At 70.7% G+C, this 15,851-nt stretch carries 11 protein-coding genes; 3 read left to right on the plus strand and 8 right to left on the minus strand.

Translation table 11 applies throughout. From position 1 onward, the window contains the following. Window positions 1–966 (minus strand): amino acid ABC transporter permease, encoded by a 966-nt coding sequence (locus MDN94_RS25770; RefSeq protein ID WP_482728288.1) that lies wholly within the window; start codon window positions 964–966, stop codon window positions 1–3. Window positions 967–968: 2 nt separating this feature from the next. After that, on the minus strand, window positions 969–1,910 hold the full coding sequence (locus MDN94_RS25775; protein WP_482728289.1) for an ABC transporter substrate-binding protein: 942 nt from the start codon (window positions 1,908–1,910) through the stop codon (window positions 969–971). Window positions 1,911–2,431: 521 nt separating this feature from the next. On the opposite strand from MDN94_RS25775, the gene MDN94_RS25780 reads away from it, so the two are divergent. From MDN94_RS25780 to MDN94_RS25790, 3 genes are all read left to right on the plus strand, one after another. Then, entirely contained in the window at window positions 2,432–2,608 is a 177-nt protein-coding gene (locus tag MDN94_RS25780) for a hypothetical protein (protein ID WP_482728290.1), read from the plus strand. 235 nt (window positions 2,609–2,843) lie between these two features. Further along, window positions 2,844–4,310 carry an extracellular catalytic domain type 1 short-chain-length polyhydroxyalkanoate depolymerase gene (locus tag MDN94_RS25785; protein WP_482728291.1) on the plus strand — a complete coding sequence of 489 codons (1,467 nt, stop codon included), beginning with the start codon at window positions 2,844–2,846 and terminating at the stop codon, window positions 4,308–4,310. 81 nt (window positions 4,311–4,391) lie between these two features. After that, complete coding sequence (locus tag MDN94_RS25790; protein ID WP_482728292.1) at window positions 4,392–5,828, plus strand: 3-hydroxybutyrate oligomer hydrolase family protein; 1,437 nt, start codon at window positions 4,392–4,394, stop codon at window positions 5,826–5,828. Between the two features lie 72 nt (window positions 5,829–5,900). Here MDN94_RS25790 and MDN94_RS25795 read toward each other — a convergent pair whose 3' ends face one another. The 6 genes from MDN94_RS25795 to MDN94_RS25820 form a co-directional block, all read right to left on the minus strand. Then, a complete protein-coding gene (locus MDN94_RS25795; protein WP_482728293.1) occupies window positions 5,901–8,945 on the minus strand; it encodes an alpha-mannosidase in 3,045 nt (1,014 codons plus the stop codon). Between the two features lie 33 nt (window positions 8,946–8,978). Continuing rightward, window positions 8,979–11,018 (minus strand): endo-beta-N-acetylglucosaminidase, encoded by a 2,040-nt coding sequence (locus tag MDN94_RS25800; protein WP_482728294.1) that lies wholly within the window; start codon window positions 11,016–11,018, stop codon window positions 8,979–8,981. Window positions 11,019–11,049: 31 nt separating this feature from the next. Continuing rightward, entirely contained in the window at window positions 11,050–12,336 is a 1,287-nt protein-coding gene (locus MDN94_RS25805) for a glycoside hydrolase 5 family protein (protein ID WP_482728295.1), read from the minus strand. A gap of 83 nt (window positions 12,337–12,419) precedes the next feature. Continuing rightward, the gene (locus MDN94_RS25810) at window positions 12,420–13,280 is read right to left on the minus strand and encodes a carbohydrate ABC transporter permease (protein WP_482728296.1); all 861 of its coding nucleotides are present in this window, start codon (window positions 13,278–13,280) and stop codon (window positions 12,420–12,422) included. Then, window positions 13,277–14,206 carry a carbohydrate ABC transporter permease gene (locus tag MDN94_RS25815; RefSeq protein ID WP_482729080.1) on the minus strand — a complete coding sequence of 310 codons (930 nt, stop codon included), beginning with the start codon at window positions 14,204–14,206 and terminating at the stop codon, window positions 13,277–13,279. The genes MDN94_RS25810 and MDN94_RS25815 overlap by 4 nt, the downstream gene beginning before the upstream one ends. A 60-nt stretch (window positions 14,207–14,266) precedes the next feature. Then, on the minus strand, window positions 14,267–15,550 hold the full coding sequence (locus MDN94_RS25820; protein WP_482729081.1) for an ABC transporter substrate-binding protein: 1,284 nt from the start codon (window positions 15,548–15,550) through the stop codon (window positions 14,267–14,269). Window positions 15,551–15,851 lie beyond the last annotated feature (301 nt).

Below are 15,851 nucleotides of genomic sequence, written 5' to 3' on the forward strand. Positions count from 1 at the left end.
TCATCGGCTCTGCTCCTTGCTCTTCTTGCCGATCCACTCCGTGGTCCCGCCGAGCAGGCGGCGGAACGGCGAGACGTGTCCGGCGCGCGTGGTCCCGCGTCCGTAACGCCGCTCCAGCCAGGCCTGGGGAATGCCGAGGAGGGTGACGAGGGCCAGGTACCAGATGCTGGCGACGACCAGCATGGGGATGACCTGGTAGTTCTGGGCGTACACGTCCTGGATGTTGGACATCAGGTCGTGTGCGGAGATGACCGAGACGAGGGCGGTCATCTTGAGCATGTTGATGGTCTCGTTGCCCATCGGCGGGATGATCACGCGCATGGCCTGGGGCAGCACGATCCGGCGCATGGTGAGCGCGGGGCGCATGCCGAGGGAGTGGGCGGCCTCGGCCTGTCCGGGGTCTACGGACTGGATGCCGGCGCGGACGATCTCGGAGGCGTAAGCGGCCTCGTTGAGCCCGAGGGCGAGCAGGGCCGCGATCGCCGGGGTCAGCAGCGCGTTCGTCTCGGCCTGGAAGAACGTGACGTCGGTGAAGGGGATGCCGATCTTCACGTACTGGTAGAGGGCCGCCGCGTACCCCCAGAAGATGATCTGGACGAGCAGTGGGGTGCCGCGGAAGACCCAGACGAAGGCGGTGGCCAGGCCGTACAGCACAGGGCTCGAGGAGAGCCGCATGACGGCAACGAGCGTGCCGAGCGCCAGGCCGAGGAGCATGGCGGCGGCGGTCAGCCACAGAGTGGTGGCCAGGCCGTCGAAGACGAGGTCGGCGAAGAGATAGTCGCCGACGACGTCCCAGCGCAGGTTGTGGTTCTTGGCGAGGGAACCGACCAGGCCGACGAGCGCGAGGACGGACGCGAGGGCGGCGGTCCAGCGTCCGTAGTTGCGGACGGGGACGATCTCGAGTTCGCGGACGCCCGGGGCGGCAAGGTCCACCGGCGGAGCGAGGGTCTTGGCGCTGCCGGTCATCTCTAGTCCACCGCCGCGTTCTTGGTGGCTTCCTCGACGGCGATCGAGGCGACGCCGTACGTGCCGTAGACCGCTTCGACCGTGCCGTCGTCGATGAGGGACTGGAGGGCCTTCTGGATGGCGTCCGTCAGCTGCGGCAGCTCCTTGCTCACCGCGATGCCGTTGGGCGAGGCGTTGTAGCCGCCCGGTGCCGCGGGGTCCTCGACGAGGTCAAAGGCCTTGCCGTCGTCCGCGGTCTTGGCCACCCAGCCGGCGGCGGGCTTGGTCAGCACCTGGGCGATCACCTTGCCGGAGCGCAGCGCGAGTTGGGCGTCGGAGTCCTTGGGGAAGGTCTGGATGCCGATCTCGCCCTTGCCTGCGGCGGAGCAGGCAGCCTGGTGTGACTTGAGGAGGTCGAGCTGGTTGGTTGCCGCCTGGACGGCGACCTTGCGTCCGCAGAGGTCGTCGAGGGCCGTCACCTTCGCGGGGTTGCCCTCCGCGACGAGGACGCCGGAGCCGGACCGGGAGTAGTCGACGAAGTCGACGACTTTCTGCCGCTCCTTGTTGTCGGTGATGGCCGACATGGCGACGTCGAACTTGCCCGCCTGGATGGCGGGGACGATGCCGTCGAACTTCTGCGGGGTGAAGACGAACCGCACGCCGAGCTTGGCGCCCAGTGCCTGGCCGAGGTCGTAGTCCAGGCCGGTGAGGGCGGGCTCGCCCTCCTTCACGAACATCTCGAAGGGCGGATACGGGACGTCGGTCGCGACGCGGACCTTACCGGTCTTCCTGATCTTCTCGGGCAGGAGGTCGTGCAGCCTCTGGTCCTTCACGACCTCCACGCCGGCGACGACGACCTTGCCGGTCGGGGCGGCGGTGGGCTCACCTCCGCAGGCGGACAGGGACACGAGCGTGACCGCCGCGACGGCGGCTGCCGCTGCGGGGCGTGCGATACGAGCGTTCATCGCGTGGAACCTCTCGGTGGTTTTCTGCCGACGGAATCCGGCCGCCAGGCACAGCAGCGAAGTTACATAACGACGCATCCATTGGCCAGATGTAAGGAGCATTACTTTCACGTAACGCGAGAGGTGCGCCCCCTCCGCTGTCAATTTTGTGCGGTTTGTGCACGAAAATCACGGAACAGGGAGACGAACGGAGACCGATGCCGCCTTACATCTTCCGACGTGTCGCGACCATTTGTATGTTCCGCTACAAGCTGCCAAGTCACGCGCGGCCGCTGCGGAATCGGTGCTGGTCGCGCATCAGCCGGCGCTCGCGGCGGCCGACAGGATCCGGCTCGGCAGCGCGTTCGACGTCGCCCGCGGCTCGTGGAACGGCCCGGCGTTCACGATGAACGGCGCCGGCGGCATCGGCACCGCCTCGATGACCGTGCCATCGACGACATCCGGGGCGGGACCGGACCCCTCGACGTGGTCGTCCTGGCCGGCTCGACGCCGACCTCGGGCAGCAAACCCCCGAATGCGACATGATCACCGCACTGGCCGGAGTCGACTCCTGCACGACGTGGGCGCTCAAGGCGGCGACCGACGGCAACAACAGTCAGGTCAACACCGACGTCCGCAACGCCGAGTTCGTCTACTTCGCAGGCGGCGACCAGTGCCGGTACGCCGCCTGGAAGGGTGGCTTCTCATGTCGGCACTGACGTCTGCGCCGCACGAGGGGCACGACCACGGCCGGGCCGCATCCAGGCCCTGTCCGGGGGGAGGTCCTAGCAGCGGTGTGCCCGGCGGCGCAAGGGGGCGCGAACCGCCGTCGGCGTGCGCGGCTATGGGTGGCGTCACCATTCCTCGGCGCACGGACCGTTCCTACTGTGACCGGAATCGTCTCGTCACCTGTGGGAGGTCCGGATGCCGCTGTGTGGAAGCACGCCCGAGCCGGTGCGCGTGCGGACCGTCCGCCGGCTGCGCCGGGCCGCCGGGCGGCTCGGCGCGGCGCTCGCCGTCGTCACGGGCGGACTACTGGTCTCCCCCGCTCCCTCGGCGCACGCCGCCGTCGCCCTCGAGCACGTGGTCGACTTCGGTGCCGACCCGGGCAATCTGAACATGTACGTGTACCGGCCGGCGTCGCTCGCGCCGGAACCGGCCGTCGTGGTGGCCCTGCACGGCTGCACGCAGAGCGCGCAGGTGTACGCCGACAACTCGGGCCTGACGACCCTCGCCGACCGGCACGGCTTCCTGGTGGTCTTCGCGGGCACCACGTCCGCCAACAACGCGAACAACTGCTTCAACTGGTTCCAGACGTCCGACAACCGGCGCGGACAGGGCGAGGCAGCCTCCGTGCGACAGATGGTCGCCCACGCGGAGTCCGAGTACGGCGCCGACGCGGGTCGCACCTTCGTCACAGGTCTCTCCGCCGGGGGCGCGATGACGTCGGTCATGCTCGCCGCCTATCCGGACGTCTTCGAGGCGGGCGCCGTGATCGCCGGCATGCCGTACGACTGCACCCGGGACACCGGCCCGTTCGTCTGCATGAACCCGGGCACGGACCGTACGCCGGCCGTGTGGGCGCAGCGGGTCCGGGACGCCTACCCGACGTACACGGGACCGTGGCCGCGGGTGGCCGTGTGGCACGGCGACAACGACACCACGGTCGCGCCGATGAACGCGGCCGAGCTGAGGGACCAGTGGACCGCCGTGCACGGGATCGACCAGACCCCCGACAGAACGTCGACGATCGGCGCCAACGGCACCCGAAGGGAGCAGTATCTGGACGGGAACGGGCAGGTCGCCGTCGAGGTCGACCGGGTGCCCGCGATCGGACACGGGACGCCGGTCGACCCGGGCAGCGGCAACGAGCAGTGCGGCCGTACGGGCACGGCGCACTTCATCGACTCGATCTGCTCCAGCCACTGGGTGGCCGGGTTCTTCCGACTGGCGGACGGCGGCGACCCGGGTCCCGGCGGCCTGCCCGCCCCGGCCGGGCTCGCGGTGACCGGCGCAGACGTCACGTCGATCGCCCTGGCCTGGCAGGCGGTGGACGGCGCCGCGGACTACGCCGTGTACCGCGACGGCTCCCGGGTCGCCACCCCGCAGGGCACTTCTTTCAGGGACACCTCTCTCGCCGCACGGTCCACGCACACCTACCGGGTCGCCGCCCGTGACGCGGCCGGGGCGGAGGGCGCCCGGTCGGCCCGGATCACCGCGTCCACCACGGGGGCGGCGGCGATCTGCTGGACGGACAGCAACTACGCGCATGTCCGGACGGGCCGGGCGACGATCGCCGGCGGCTATACGTACGCCAAGGGTTCCGGCCAGAACATGGGCCTCTACAACACCTTCGTCACCCACACGCTCAAGGAGTCACCGGCCGGGCACTACGTCATCGCCGACGGCAAGTGCCCCTGAGCTCCTTCGTTTCGACCGTCCCGGCACACGGGTGCCCCGGACGTCCGCCCTTCCCGCGACTTCACCTCAGGAGGCCCTTCCGTGCCGTTCGTCCTGCCGCCAGGCATCTCACCCGAGCACCGCGGACGGTCCGGCCGACTCGGCCGTGCCGTACGGGTGGTCGCAGGGGCCGCGCTGCTGCTCGGCCTGACCGCCGTCCCCGCCGCGGAGGCCCGTGAGCCGGGCCACTGCGCACGGCAGCAGACGCTGCGGGTGCCCGGCGCCGGACACCAGGAGCTCTCCTGCCTGGCGGAGTTGACGACGGCGGGGACGATCGCGTCCGGGCACACCGACCGGGCGGACTGGGCGGGGCTGACTCCGGCCGGGCTCGCCACGCCCAGCGGTGTGCCGGGCATCCAGATCGACGGCTATTTCCCCGACGACTCGGCGGGCAACACCAACCACGGCTGGAACCACGACTCCCAGTTCGTCATCCGGCTCCCCGACCGGTGGAACGGCGGCCTGGTCGTCGCGGGTTCGCCCGGGGTACGCGAGCAGTACGCCAACGACCGCGCCGTCTCCGACTGGGTGCTGTCCCGCGGCTACGCCTTCGCCGCGACCGACAAGGGCAACACCGGGGCGGCGTTCCACCAGGACGGCCGGCGGCCCGGAGATGCCGTCGCCGAGTGGAACGAACGGGTCACCCAGCTGACCAGGGCCGCCCGTGCGGTCGTGGCCCAGCGCTACCACCGGCCACCGCGGCGCACGCTGGCCACCGGCATGTCCAACGGCGGCTATCTGGTGCGCTGGCAGCTCGAGAACCACCCCGAGCTGTACGACGGCGGGGTGGACTGGGAGGGCACCCTGTGGCGCACGGAAGGCCCGAACCTGCTGACGTTCCTGCCGCCCGCACTGCGCGGCTATCCGGTGTATGCGGCCGGCGGAGCCGGCGCCGCGCGGGCGCACCGGGAGATGGTGGCGGCCGGGTACCCGGCGGGCTCGGAGTTCCTGTGGCCCTACCACCACCAGTACTACTGGGACCTGACACAGCGAATCTACCGCGAGGAACTGGATCCCGCCTTCGACGGTGCTACGGAGGCCGGGACGCCGTTCTGCGCTCCCGGGACCCCGGCGTGCGACGCCGACTACGACTACGCCTCCCGGCCGCCCGAGGTGCACAGGGCCGTGGACCGGATCGCGCTGACGGGCCGGATAGGGAAGCCGCTCATCACCCTGCACGGCACGCTGGACGTGCTGCTGCCCATCAGTGAGGGGTCCGACGTGTACGCGCGGATGGTGCGCGAGGCAGGCCGTGACAGCCTCTTCCGCTACTACCGCGTCGAGGGCGGCACCCACGTCGACTCCCTGTACGACGTGTTCCCCGACCGGCTCCGTCCGCTGACGCCCTGTCACCGCTCCGCGTTCACGGCGATGGAGGAGTGGATCGGACAGGGCAGGGAGCCGGCCGCCGGTCACACCGTGGCCATGCCCGGCGCCGGCCGGGACCCGCTGACCGATTGCTCTCTCGGCCGCCGCTGAGGCTGCTGCCGACAGGCTCGACGGCCCGCCGGTCCATCCGAGGAGGGGGACCGGCGGGCCGTCGCGCGTGACTTACCCGCCGAACGGTCGGGCGCGGACCAGCCGCAGCGTGACCAGCTCGAAAGGCCGCAGACTCAACGTCACGTGGCCGTCGACCAGTTCGGGCGCGGGTACGTCTGCGAGGGTCCGCTCCAGCAGATCCGTGGCCGAGACCCCGGCGGCCGGGAAGCCGGGCGTCACCCGTGTCCGGGCCCGCCCGCCCGTCGCCTCGTACAGCCGCACCACCACGTCACCGCTGCCGTCGTCGGCGAGCTTGACCGCGCTGACGACGACCGCTTCGTTGTCGACGGTGACCAGCGGCGCGACCTCGGCGTCACCGGGAACGCGGCGCTCGGGAAGGTTGATGCGGTAGCCCTCCCGTACGGCGTCGCCGATGGAGGCGCCGGGCACGAGGGCGTGGTGGAAGCGGTGCACGCCCTGGTCGGTCTCCGGGTCGGGGAAACGCGGGGCGCGCAGCAGGGACACGCGCAGGGTGGTCGTGGTCCCGGCGTCGAAGGCGCGGACGGTGCGCGTGACGTCGTGGCCGTACGTCGAGTCGTTGACGAGGGCGACACCCCAGCCCGGCTCCTCCATGTGGACGAAGCGGTGGTTGCAGGCCTCGAACTTGGCGGCCTCCCAGCTGGTGTTGGTGTGTGTGGCCCGGTGGAAGTGGCCGAACTGGGTCTCGGAGGCGTACCGCTCTGCGTGGACGTCGAGCGGGAAGGACGCCTTGAGGAACTTCTCCGTCTCGTGCCAGTCGACCTCCGTGTCGATGTCGAGGCGCTTGGCGCCCGCCGCGAGGGCGATCAGCTGGGTGACCTTCGAGTCGCCGAAGGAGCGGACGACACGCACCGCAGCGGCAGGTCCCGAGCCGGCGGCGGTGACCTCGTCGGCGTCCGTGAGGTCGGTGACGGTGTTGCGGTAGAAGGCGTCGACGTCCCAGGCGTCCCACATATTGGGGAAGTCGGGGTGGACCTGGAGCAGGTTCGCGGCGCCGCCCGGCGCCACGGTCTCCCGCTCGGCACCGATGTCGTAGACGGAGACCACCAGGCCGCGGCCGTCGATCTCGACCTGGAGGAGACCGTTGTCGAGCACGAAACCGCCGCCGACGCGCTCGGAGAGCTGCGCGGTGCCGCCTTCCGCGGTGCGGGCCGCGCCGCCGGCGGCGACGCCGTGCCGCTCGTGCGGGGCGGCGTTGAACACCAGCTCCCCGCCGGCGGCCGCGTCACCGGCGAGGGCACGCTGGGCCGCGCCGATGATGTCGTTCAGCTCGGCCGCGACGGCCGCGTACGTCTTCTCCGCCTCCCGGTGCACCCAGGCGATGGACGAGCCGGGCAGGATGTCGTGGAACTGGTGCAGCAGCACCGTCTTCCAGATCCGGTCCAACTGCTCGTACGGGTAACCGAATCCGGTGCGGACGGCGGCGGTCGCCGCCCACAGCTCGGCCTCGCGCAGCAGATGCTCGCTGCGCCGGTTGCCCTGCTTGGTCTTCGCCTGGCTGGTGAGTGTGGCGCGATGCAGCTCGAGGTACAGCTCGCCGACCCACACCGGCGGATGGGTGTACTCGGCCTCCGCCTTGGTGAAGAACTCCGCAGGTGTCTCCCACGTCACCGTCGCCGAGCCCTCGAGGTCACGCAGGCGGGCCGCCTTGCCGACCATCTCACGGGTGGTGCCGCCGCCTCCGTCGCCCCAGCCGGTCGGCGCGAGCGAGTGCCTGGCCATGCCCTTGTCCTTGAAGTTCTTCTCGGCGTGGGCGATCTCGCTGCCCTTCATGGAGCAGTTGTAGGTGTCCACGGGCGGGAAGTGGGTGAAGATCCGCGTGCCGTCGATGCCCTCCCACTGGAAGGTGTGGTGCGGGAACTTGTTCGTCTGCGACCAGGAGATCTTCTGCGTCAGCAGCCACTTGGAGCCCGCCGCCTTGATGATCTGCGGCAGCCCGGCGGCGAAGCCGAACGTGTCGGGCAGCCAGGCCTCGTCGTTCTCGATGCCGAACTCGTCGAGGAAGAACCGCTTCCCGTGCACGAACTGTCGGGCCATCGCCTCCGACCCGGGCATGTTCGTGTCGGACTCGACCCACATCCCGCCGGCGGGGACGAACCTGCCGTCGGTGACCGCCTTCTTGACCTTCGCGTAGACCTCCGGGCGGTGTTCCTTGATCCAGGCGAACTGCTGCGCCTGGGACATGGCGAAGACGAAGTCCGGCTCGTCCTCCAGCAGGGCCGTCATGTTGGCCGTCGTACGGGCGACCTTGCGCACGGTCTCCCGCAGCGGCCACAGCCAGGCGGAGTCGATGTGGGCGTGGCCGACGGCGCTGATGCGGTGCGCCGACGGCCGGGCGGGCGTGGCGAGGACGCCGGCGAGCTCGGCGCGGGCGGCGGCGGCGCTGCCGCCCACGTCATGGAGGTCGACGCGGTCGAGGGCGCGGCCGACGGCGCGCAGGATGTCGTGGCGGCGGGCACCGTCCGCAGGCAGTTCGTGCATCAGCTCGCCGAGCACCTCGAGGTCGAGGACGAGCTGCCACACGGTCTCGTCGAAGACGGCGAGGTCCATGCGGGCGAGCCGGTACTGCGGAGTGCTGCCCGCGGTCTCCTTGTCGCCGAGCCGCGTCGGAAGGAAGGGGTGGTAGTCGAGGATGACGGGGTTCGAAGCGGCCTCGATGTGCAGGCGGACCTCTTCCCCGCCCTCGGCGGGCTCCGCGACGCGGACCCACTGGTTGCGCGGGTTGAGGCCCTTCACCGGGGTGCCGTCGGGGCGGTAGACGAGGCCTTCGCACTGGAAGCCGGGCATGTTCTCGTCGAAGCCGAGGTCGAGGAGCGCTTCGACGGTCCGGCCCGCCCACCGGCCGGGGACCGTGCCGGTGACGGTGAACCAGCTGGTGCCCCACGGAGCCCCCCACATGTCGCCCACCGCGACCGGCTCCGGCGTTGCGGCGAGACCTTCCTCGACCGGGACGGGCTCGCCCGGCGCGTTCCACACCAGGACGTCGAGCGGCACGGACTCGGGGTACACGGCGGGGCGGATGCGTTCGTCGAGGACACGCCTGAGGCGGGCTTCGACGAGGGTGCGGTCGTCATGCATGAAGGGTGCTCCGGGGGTCGGGGGTGGGGCGTGTTACCAGGGACGGACGACGGTCGCGGGAGCGGACGTGGTGTAGAGCTCCCCCACCGCGCGCACTTCGAACCGGGCCGATCGCTCGCCCGGTTCGGGCCGCAGGTCACGGGCGAAGAAGGCGCGCTGGCAGGTGGCGCCGAGGAAGCGCCGTGTGCCGTCGGGCAGCAGCCGGTGCAGGGTGTAGTGGCGTACCGCCGGCGCCACTGCTTCGTCGACGGCGCCAGGCGCCGCCTGCCAGACGAGGCGCATGCCCTCGTCCGTCGCGTCGGTGATCCGCAGGGCGGCGGGGGCGGCCGGGGCCCGCTCGCCGCCGTCGTGCACGGCGAGCGCGCCGAGGCGCCACCGCACCGGGCCGCCGGCACCGGTGAGCCGGACGCCGAGGGCGTGCACGGTCCCGGACAGGCCGCTCAGCCGTAGGGTCCGGGTGACCCAGCCGTCCTCGGCGGTCCCGACGGGGACACAGGTGTACGGGTGGGGTTCGCCGGGTGCGGCGGGTTCCGCCGTGGCGAGGGCGAGTTCGACGGTGACCCGGCCCGCGTCGGCCCGATGGGTGAACTCGACGACCGTGTCCGGTCCGAGCGGCAGACGGGTGGCGTACAGGTCGACGGTGACGGGGGCGTCGGGGGAACCGTCGACAAGGAGGCTGCTGCCGCCGTGCCAGGCGTCGCCGAAGTCGAAGGCAACCCTGGGCCGGCTGCCTTCGGTCCGTACGACCCACTGGCGTGAGGGCATCCGGTCCTGGAGCCCGAGGTGGTTCCAACCGGCGTCGGAGACCTCCTTGCCCTCCTCGTACCAGCGCAGCCCGTGGCCTGTGTTGAACACGGTCGCGAAGGGCAGGCCCGCGACGGTGGAGCGGTCGGCCACGGCGAGCGCCGGGGCACGCCAGGCGTCGGCGGCGTCCGGCCGCGACGGGTCGAGCGACCGGCCGCTCCAGAAGCGGTCGTCGGCCGCGTGGAACTGCTCCGGCGTGCGGCCCGCGGGCAGGTGGTTGCGGGTCCATTCCGGGCGGTAGAGGCCGAGGGAGACGATGTCGTCGCCGCTCTCGGGGATGATGGCGTCCCAGTCGACGGACTTGTTCCAGCCGCTCGCCTCCACGTCGACCCCGGCCCACAACTCGTACCGGCTGCGCCCGAGTCGGTCGGCGAGCTGCCCGGAGGAGGCGAGGGTGGAGCGCGACCAGCGGAAGTCCACGAACATGGAGTCGGCAGCCTCGAAGAAGGGACGGTTGCGCTCGTTCAGCGCACCCTGCCAGGTCACGGAGCCGCTCACGGTCATCGAGTCGTACCAGGTGACACGCAGGTCCTTCGCCGTGCCGAGACGCTTCAGTTCCGCGAGGAAGCCGCGCATGTCGGCGGCCAGCGCGCTGTCGCCACCGCCGGTCTCCGCGTTGACGAACCAGCCGTCGAAGCCGTACGCGACGGCGACGGCGACGAGTTGCGCGGCGAGCGGGAAGCGGCCGAAGGAATCCTTCTGTACGAGGTCCCGGGTCCAGCGCAGATCGCCGCCGTAGGCCACGGGCGGCAGGAAGACATTGCCGAGCACCGGCACACCGTGGCGGTGGGCGGCGTCGATGACGGGGGCGTTGGGAGCGAGGACCAGGCCCTCGCCCGAGGAGCCGCCCCAGAAGACCAGTTCGTCGACGTAGCCCCAGTGGGTGGTGGCGTAGTAGTCGGCGGTCGGTGCGCCCTGGGACGGGTTCGAGGCCGTGGGCGCGAACGAGACGAGGGACTGGATCCGGGCCCGACCGGCGCGGGCGGTGGCATTGACCGGGGTCGGGGTGAACCGGCACGCGAGCGGGACCGCCGCCCTGTTGAACGGAAGGTCGGCGTCGTCCTGTGCGCGCCAGGTCTTCAGGCTGCGCCAGGTGATGCCTTCGCCGGGGCTGCCGGAAGGCAGCGAGTCCGGGTACCAGTAGGAGGCGTACGGCGCGCCGAGCGCGTTCCGGTTCGCGGCGGCGGCCGTGCCCGGTGCGAGGACGGGGACGAGGGCCGCCGCGGCGGATGCCCTCAGGACGGCTCGTCTGCTGGGGTGGGGGGCCATTTCGTGTGCTCCGTATCGTGTCGTGGACGGCTTACGGTGCGGTGCGGGCGGCCGGTCCCTGAAGGAAACCGGCCTGTTCGGGGGTGACGACCTCGGTGATGCCGCGGGCGGCGAGGTGGTCCGGGTCGTCGGCGCGGCCGGCGAGGACCGTGGTGGGGCGGGCGCCGTCGGCGGTGAGCCGGGCGAAGGCCTCGAAGACGGGGCCGCCGGGGGCGCAGACCGATCGCCGGGGCGCCCGCTCGTCGTCACCGGCGTCGACGACGAGGGCACAGGTGCGCGTGGCGGGCCGGTGTTCGCGGCCGCGCCACTCCTCGGCGATCCGGGCGACGGCCCGTCCGGCGGGTTTGACGCGGCGGTCGTTGGTCAGCAGGCCGAGGGTGTACTCGAGTTCGGGGAAGTCGGCGAGCGAGCGGGACACGTCGTGGGAGCACCACCAGGTGACGCCCCACAGGTCCGGGCAGTCGAGGGCGTTGGCGACGGTGGCGTCGGTGAATGCGGCGGCGTGCTCGGGCGGGATGTGCGGCGCGGGCGCACCGACCTCCTGGAGCCACACCGGGCGATGCGGCTCCAGCGCCCAGGCTTTCGACAGTTCGACGAGGTAGGCGGCGTGGTGCTCGGTGGCCGTGGCGGTGGCGCCGTGCCGCTGCGCGGTGCCGTTGAACACCCAGGAGTGCACGGCGGTGACCGCGCCGGTCCGGGCGGCGTGGGCGGGAGTGAAGGGCTGGTCGTCCTGGTACCAGGAGGCGTCGTACTCGGCGTGCAGGTGCATCCGTCCCGGCGCGCCCTCCTCGCAGGCGGCCAGGAGGCGGTCGAGCCAGCTGCCTGCCTGTGCGGGGGTGATGCGGTCGGGGTCGGGGTGCGGTGCCGCGGCGAACTGTGCGATCTCGTTGCCGATGGTCATGCCGATGAAGTTGGGCCGGTCGGCGAGGGCCGCGGCCAGTGTCCTGAGGTACTCGGCCTGTCCGGCGACCACTTCGGGATCGGTGAAGATGTTCCGCCGGTGCCAGGTCCGCGTCCAGGCGGGCAGGAAGTCGAAGCTGGACAGATGGCCCTGGAGTCCGTCGACGTTGACGTCCAGGTCCCGCTCTGCCGCGGCGTCGGCGAGCTGCACGAGCTGTTCCACGGCACGGGGGCGGACGAGCGCGCGGTTGGGCTGGAACAGCGGCCAGAGCGGGAAGACCCGGATGTGGTCGAGTCCGAGGCCGGCGATCGAGTCGAGGTCGGCGCGCACGTCGTCGAGGTCGAAGTCCAGCCAGTGGTGGAACCAGCCCTGACTGGGCGTGTAGTTGGCGCCGAAGCGCGGCGGGGCGGAGCTCATGAGGCGGCGACGTCCAAAGTCTCGTGGGGTGTCGGTCGGGTGGCTGCGCGGCCACGGTGCGCCTGGTCCGCGCGGCCCCGTTGTCAGCCCTTGACGGCGCCTTCGCCGACGCCTCGGAAGAAGAACCGCTGGAGGCAGGCGAAGAGGACGATCAGCGGGAGCACGGCGATGATCGTGCCCGCGGCGACCAGGCGTTCGTCGTTGGCGAAGGTGCCGTGGAGGTAGTTGAGGCCGATGGTGAGGGTGAAGTTCTCCGGGTCGCTCAGCACGATCAGCGGCCACAGGAAGTCGTCCCAGGCACCCATGAACGCGAAGATCGCGACGACGGCGAGGGTGCCTTTGACCGACGGCAGGGCGATCCGCCAGAACCGCTGCCAGACGTTCGCCCCGTCCACGTACGCCGCCTCCTCGACCTCGTGGGGCAGGTTCAGGAAGGCGTTGCGCATCAGCAGGACGTTCATGGCCCCGATGGAGCCGGGCAGCAGCACCCCGAGGAGCGTGTTGTTGAGGCCGAGGTCCCGCATGGTCGTGAACTGGGCGATGATGATGCCCTCGACGGGGACGAGCATGGCGAGGATGAAGGCCAGCGTCGCGGCCCTGCGGCCCCGGTAGCGCATCCGGGCCAGCGCGTAGCCGGCGAGGGCGGCTCCCACGCAATTGGTGACGACGTTGGCGGTGGCGACCTTCAGCGAGTTGAGGGCGTAGTCCCAGACGGGGACGGTCCGCGCGACGCGTACGTAGTTGTCCAGGGTCGGCTCGCCGGGGAGGAACTTGGGCGGGGAGCTGAAGATGTCCTCGTGCGGGCCCTTCAGCGAGGTGGACAGCTGCCACAGGAACGGTCCTACGGTCAGCGCCAGCACGGCCAGCAGCAGCACGTAGCGCAGTACGAGCTGGGTGGCCGGGATCCGCTTGGCGTCGGCGTCGGTGACGTTGATGACGCTCATGCGTCCTCCTTGCGGTCGGCGCGCAGCACGAGCAGCATCAGCGCGACGGTGACGACGAAGACGACGACGGAGATGGCGGAGGCGTAGCCCACGCGGCCCGAGAGGCCGGTGCCGACACGCTGGACGAGCATCACCAGCGTGGTGTCCTCGCCGGCCGGCCCGCCGGAGGGACCCGCCATCAGATAGACCTCGGAGAACACCTTGAACGCGGCGACCGAGGACAGGGCCCCGACGAGGACCATGGTGGAGCGGACGGCGGGGACGGTGACGGTGAAGAACCGGCGTACGGGCCCGGCACCGTCGACGGCGGCGGCCTCGTGCAGTTCCCGCGGGACGTTCGCCAGCGCCGCCAGATAGATGATCATGTAGTAGCCGAGGCCCTTCCACACCGTGACGCCCATTGCGCTCAGCAGCAGGAGCCACTGGTCGCTCAGGAATCCGACGCGGCCGACCCCCACCGCCTCCAGCACCGAGTTGACCAGTCCCCGGTCATCGAGCATCCAGACCCATATCAGCCCCACCACGACGATCGAGGCGACGACCGGGGTGTAGAAGGCGGAGCGGAAGAAGGTGATGCCGGGGATGTGGCGCTGGACGAGCATGGCCAGCAGCAGCGGCAGGATCACCAGGGCGGGGACGACTCCGAGCACGTACAGGCTGCTGTTGCGCAGGCCGATCCAGAACATCTCGTCGTCGAGCAGCTCACGGAAGTTCGCCAGGCCCACGAACTCGCCGGGGACGAGGGTGCGGCGGTCGGTGAACGCGTTGACGAGGGTGCTCAGGAACGGGTAAAGGCTGAACGCGCCGACGACGAGCAGTCCCGGCGCCGCGAACAGCCAGGGGCTGTACGGCAGATGGCGCCGGATGCCGCGGTGCGGGCGGCGCCCCGCGAAGCCCCGCCCGGGGCCGTGGACGGGCGGGCCCACGGGGGCGGCGTCGGAGGTGATCGTGCCGGAGGCGGTGGAAGTCTTCACGACAGGTGCCGATCAGCTCTGCCGGAGCAGCCGGTCGCAGGCCTTGACAGCGTTGTCAAGAGCTTCTTGGGGGCTCTGCTTCCCTTGCAGCGCCCGGGCCACGGCGTTGCGCAGCTCGGTCTTCATCTGCTCGCTGAACAGCACGGGCGTATAATTGACGGACGTCTTCAGGGACTCGGCGGCCGCGACCCTGACCCTTGTCTCGTCGGTGCCGTCCTCCTCGGTGAAGTAGGGGTCGTCGAGGGAGCCCGCGGTGCTGGGGAAGATGGCCACCTTCTTGGCGAACTCCATCTGACGGGTGGCGTCGGTGACGAAGTGGGCGAAGGCCACGGCGGCGGGCTTCTGCTTGCTCCGCGCGTTCACCATGACGCCCATGACGTACATGTTGGCCTTGCCGGTACTGGTGATCTGGTCGGTGATGCCGATGTTCTCGTAGAGGCTCGGGGCCTGCTTCTTGAAGTTGGCGAGGTCGAGCGCACTGCCCGGGTTCATGGCCACGGACTCGGTGAGGAACTTGTGCCCCGATGACTCCGGAGTGGCGGTGAGCGCCTGCGGGTCGAGCGCCTTGGCGTCGTACAACTCCTTGTAGCGGGTGAGCAGTTCGACGCCCTTCGGGTCGTTGAAGGAGAAGGCGGTGCCTTCTTCGTTCATGAGCGGGACGCCGTAGCGGCCGAAGTCCTCGATGGTGGGCACGTTGGCGAGAGCGGCGACCTTGCCCTTGCTCTGCCGCGCCATCTCCAGTCCGGCGTCGAAGACCTCGTCGTAGGTCGTGGGCGGCTTCTCGGGGTCGAGACCGGCGTCCTTCAGAAGACGCTTGTTGTAGAACAGGGGGCCGGTGTTGAGGTACCAGGGGAAGGCGTAGGTGCCCTCCGCACCCGGTATGCGGTGCGCGTCCCACGCGCCCGGAAGGTACTCCTTCTTGTACTGCGGGGCGGCCTTGTCCAGGTCGAGCGCCAGGCCGGCCCTGGCCAGCGGCGCGACCAGGTCCGGAGAGACGTTCACGACGTCGGGCAGGGTGCCGCCGGCGGCGTCGGCGCTGATCTTGTCCGCGTAGCCCTCGGCCGGCCGGTCGACCCACTTCACATCGGTGCCCGGGTGCTGCTTCTCGAAGTCGGCGATGAGGCCGTTGAAGTAGTCCTTGAAGTTGGCCTGGAGGTTCCAGGTCTGGAAGGTGATCCCGCCTTCCACCTTGCCGGAGGCGTCGGTCGAGCCCCCCTCTGAGCCCCCGCACGCACTGAGCGGCAGGACGACGGCGATGACGGCGGCAGCGGCGACTGCCCTGCGGTTGATGCGCACGGTGAACGGCTCCTTTGCTCGGACCAGACGCGTGACGGGCATCGGCGGCCGGCACCGCGGAAGCGGGCGGCGGCCGTTTGCCCAGCAGACCTTGCATTGCACCGCCGGAGAAAGTCAACAGATTCGCCGACTAAATCCCTTCGGCTACAAGTCATCCCAGCTCAACTGCCCCAAGCGGGCATCTTGCATTGATCGACTAAAGCGCTTTAGGCTTGTATGACTCAAGCGCTTTAGTCAGGGCGCCGATCGTTCGACCTCGCCCGCCGCAGGCCATAAGATGCGCACGGCCCGGTTCGCCGAC

This window comes from Streptomyces sp. WAC00040 (assembly GCF_056835925.1).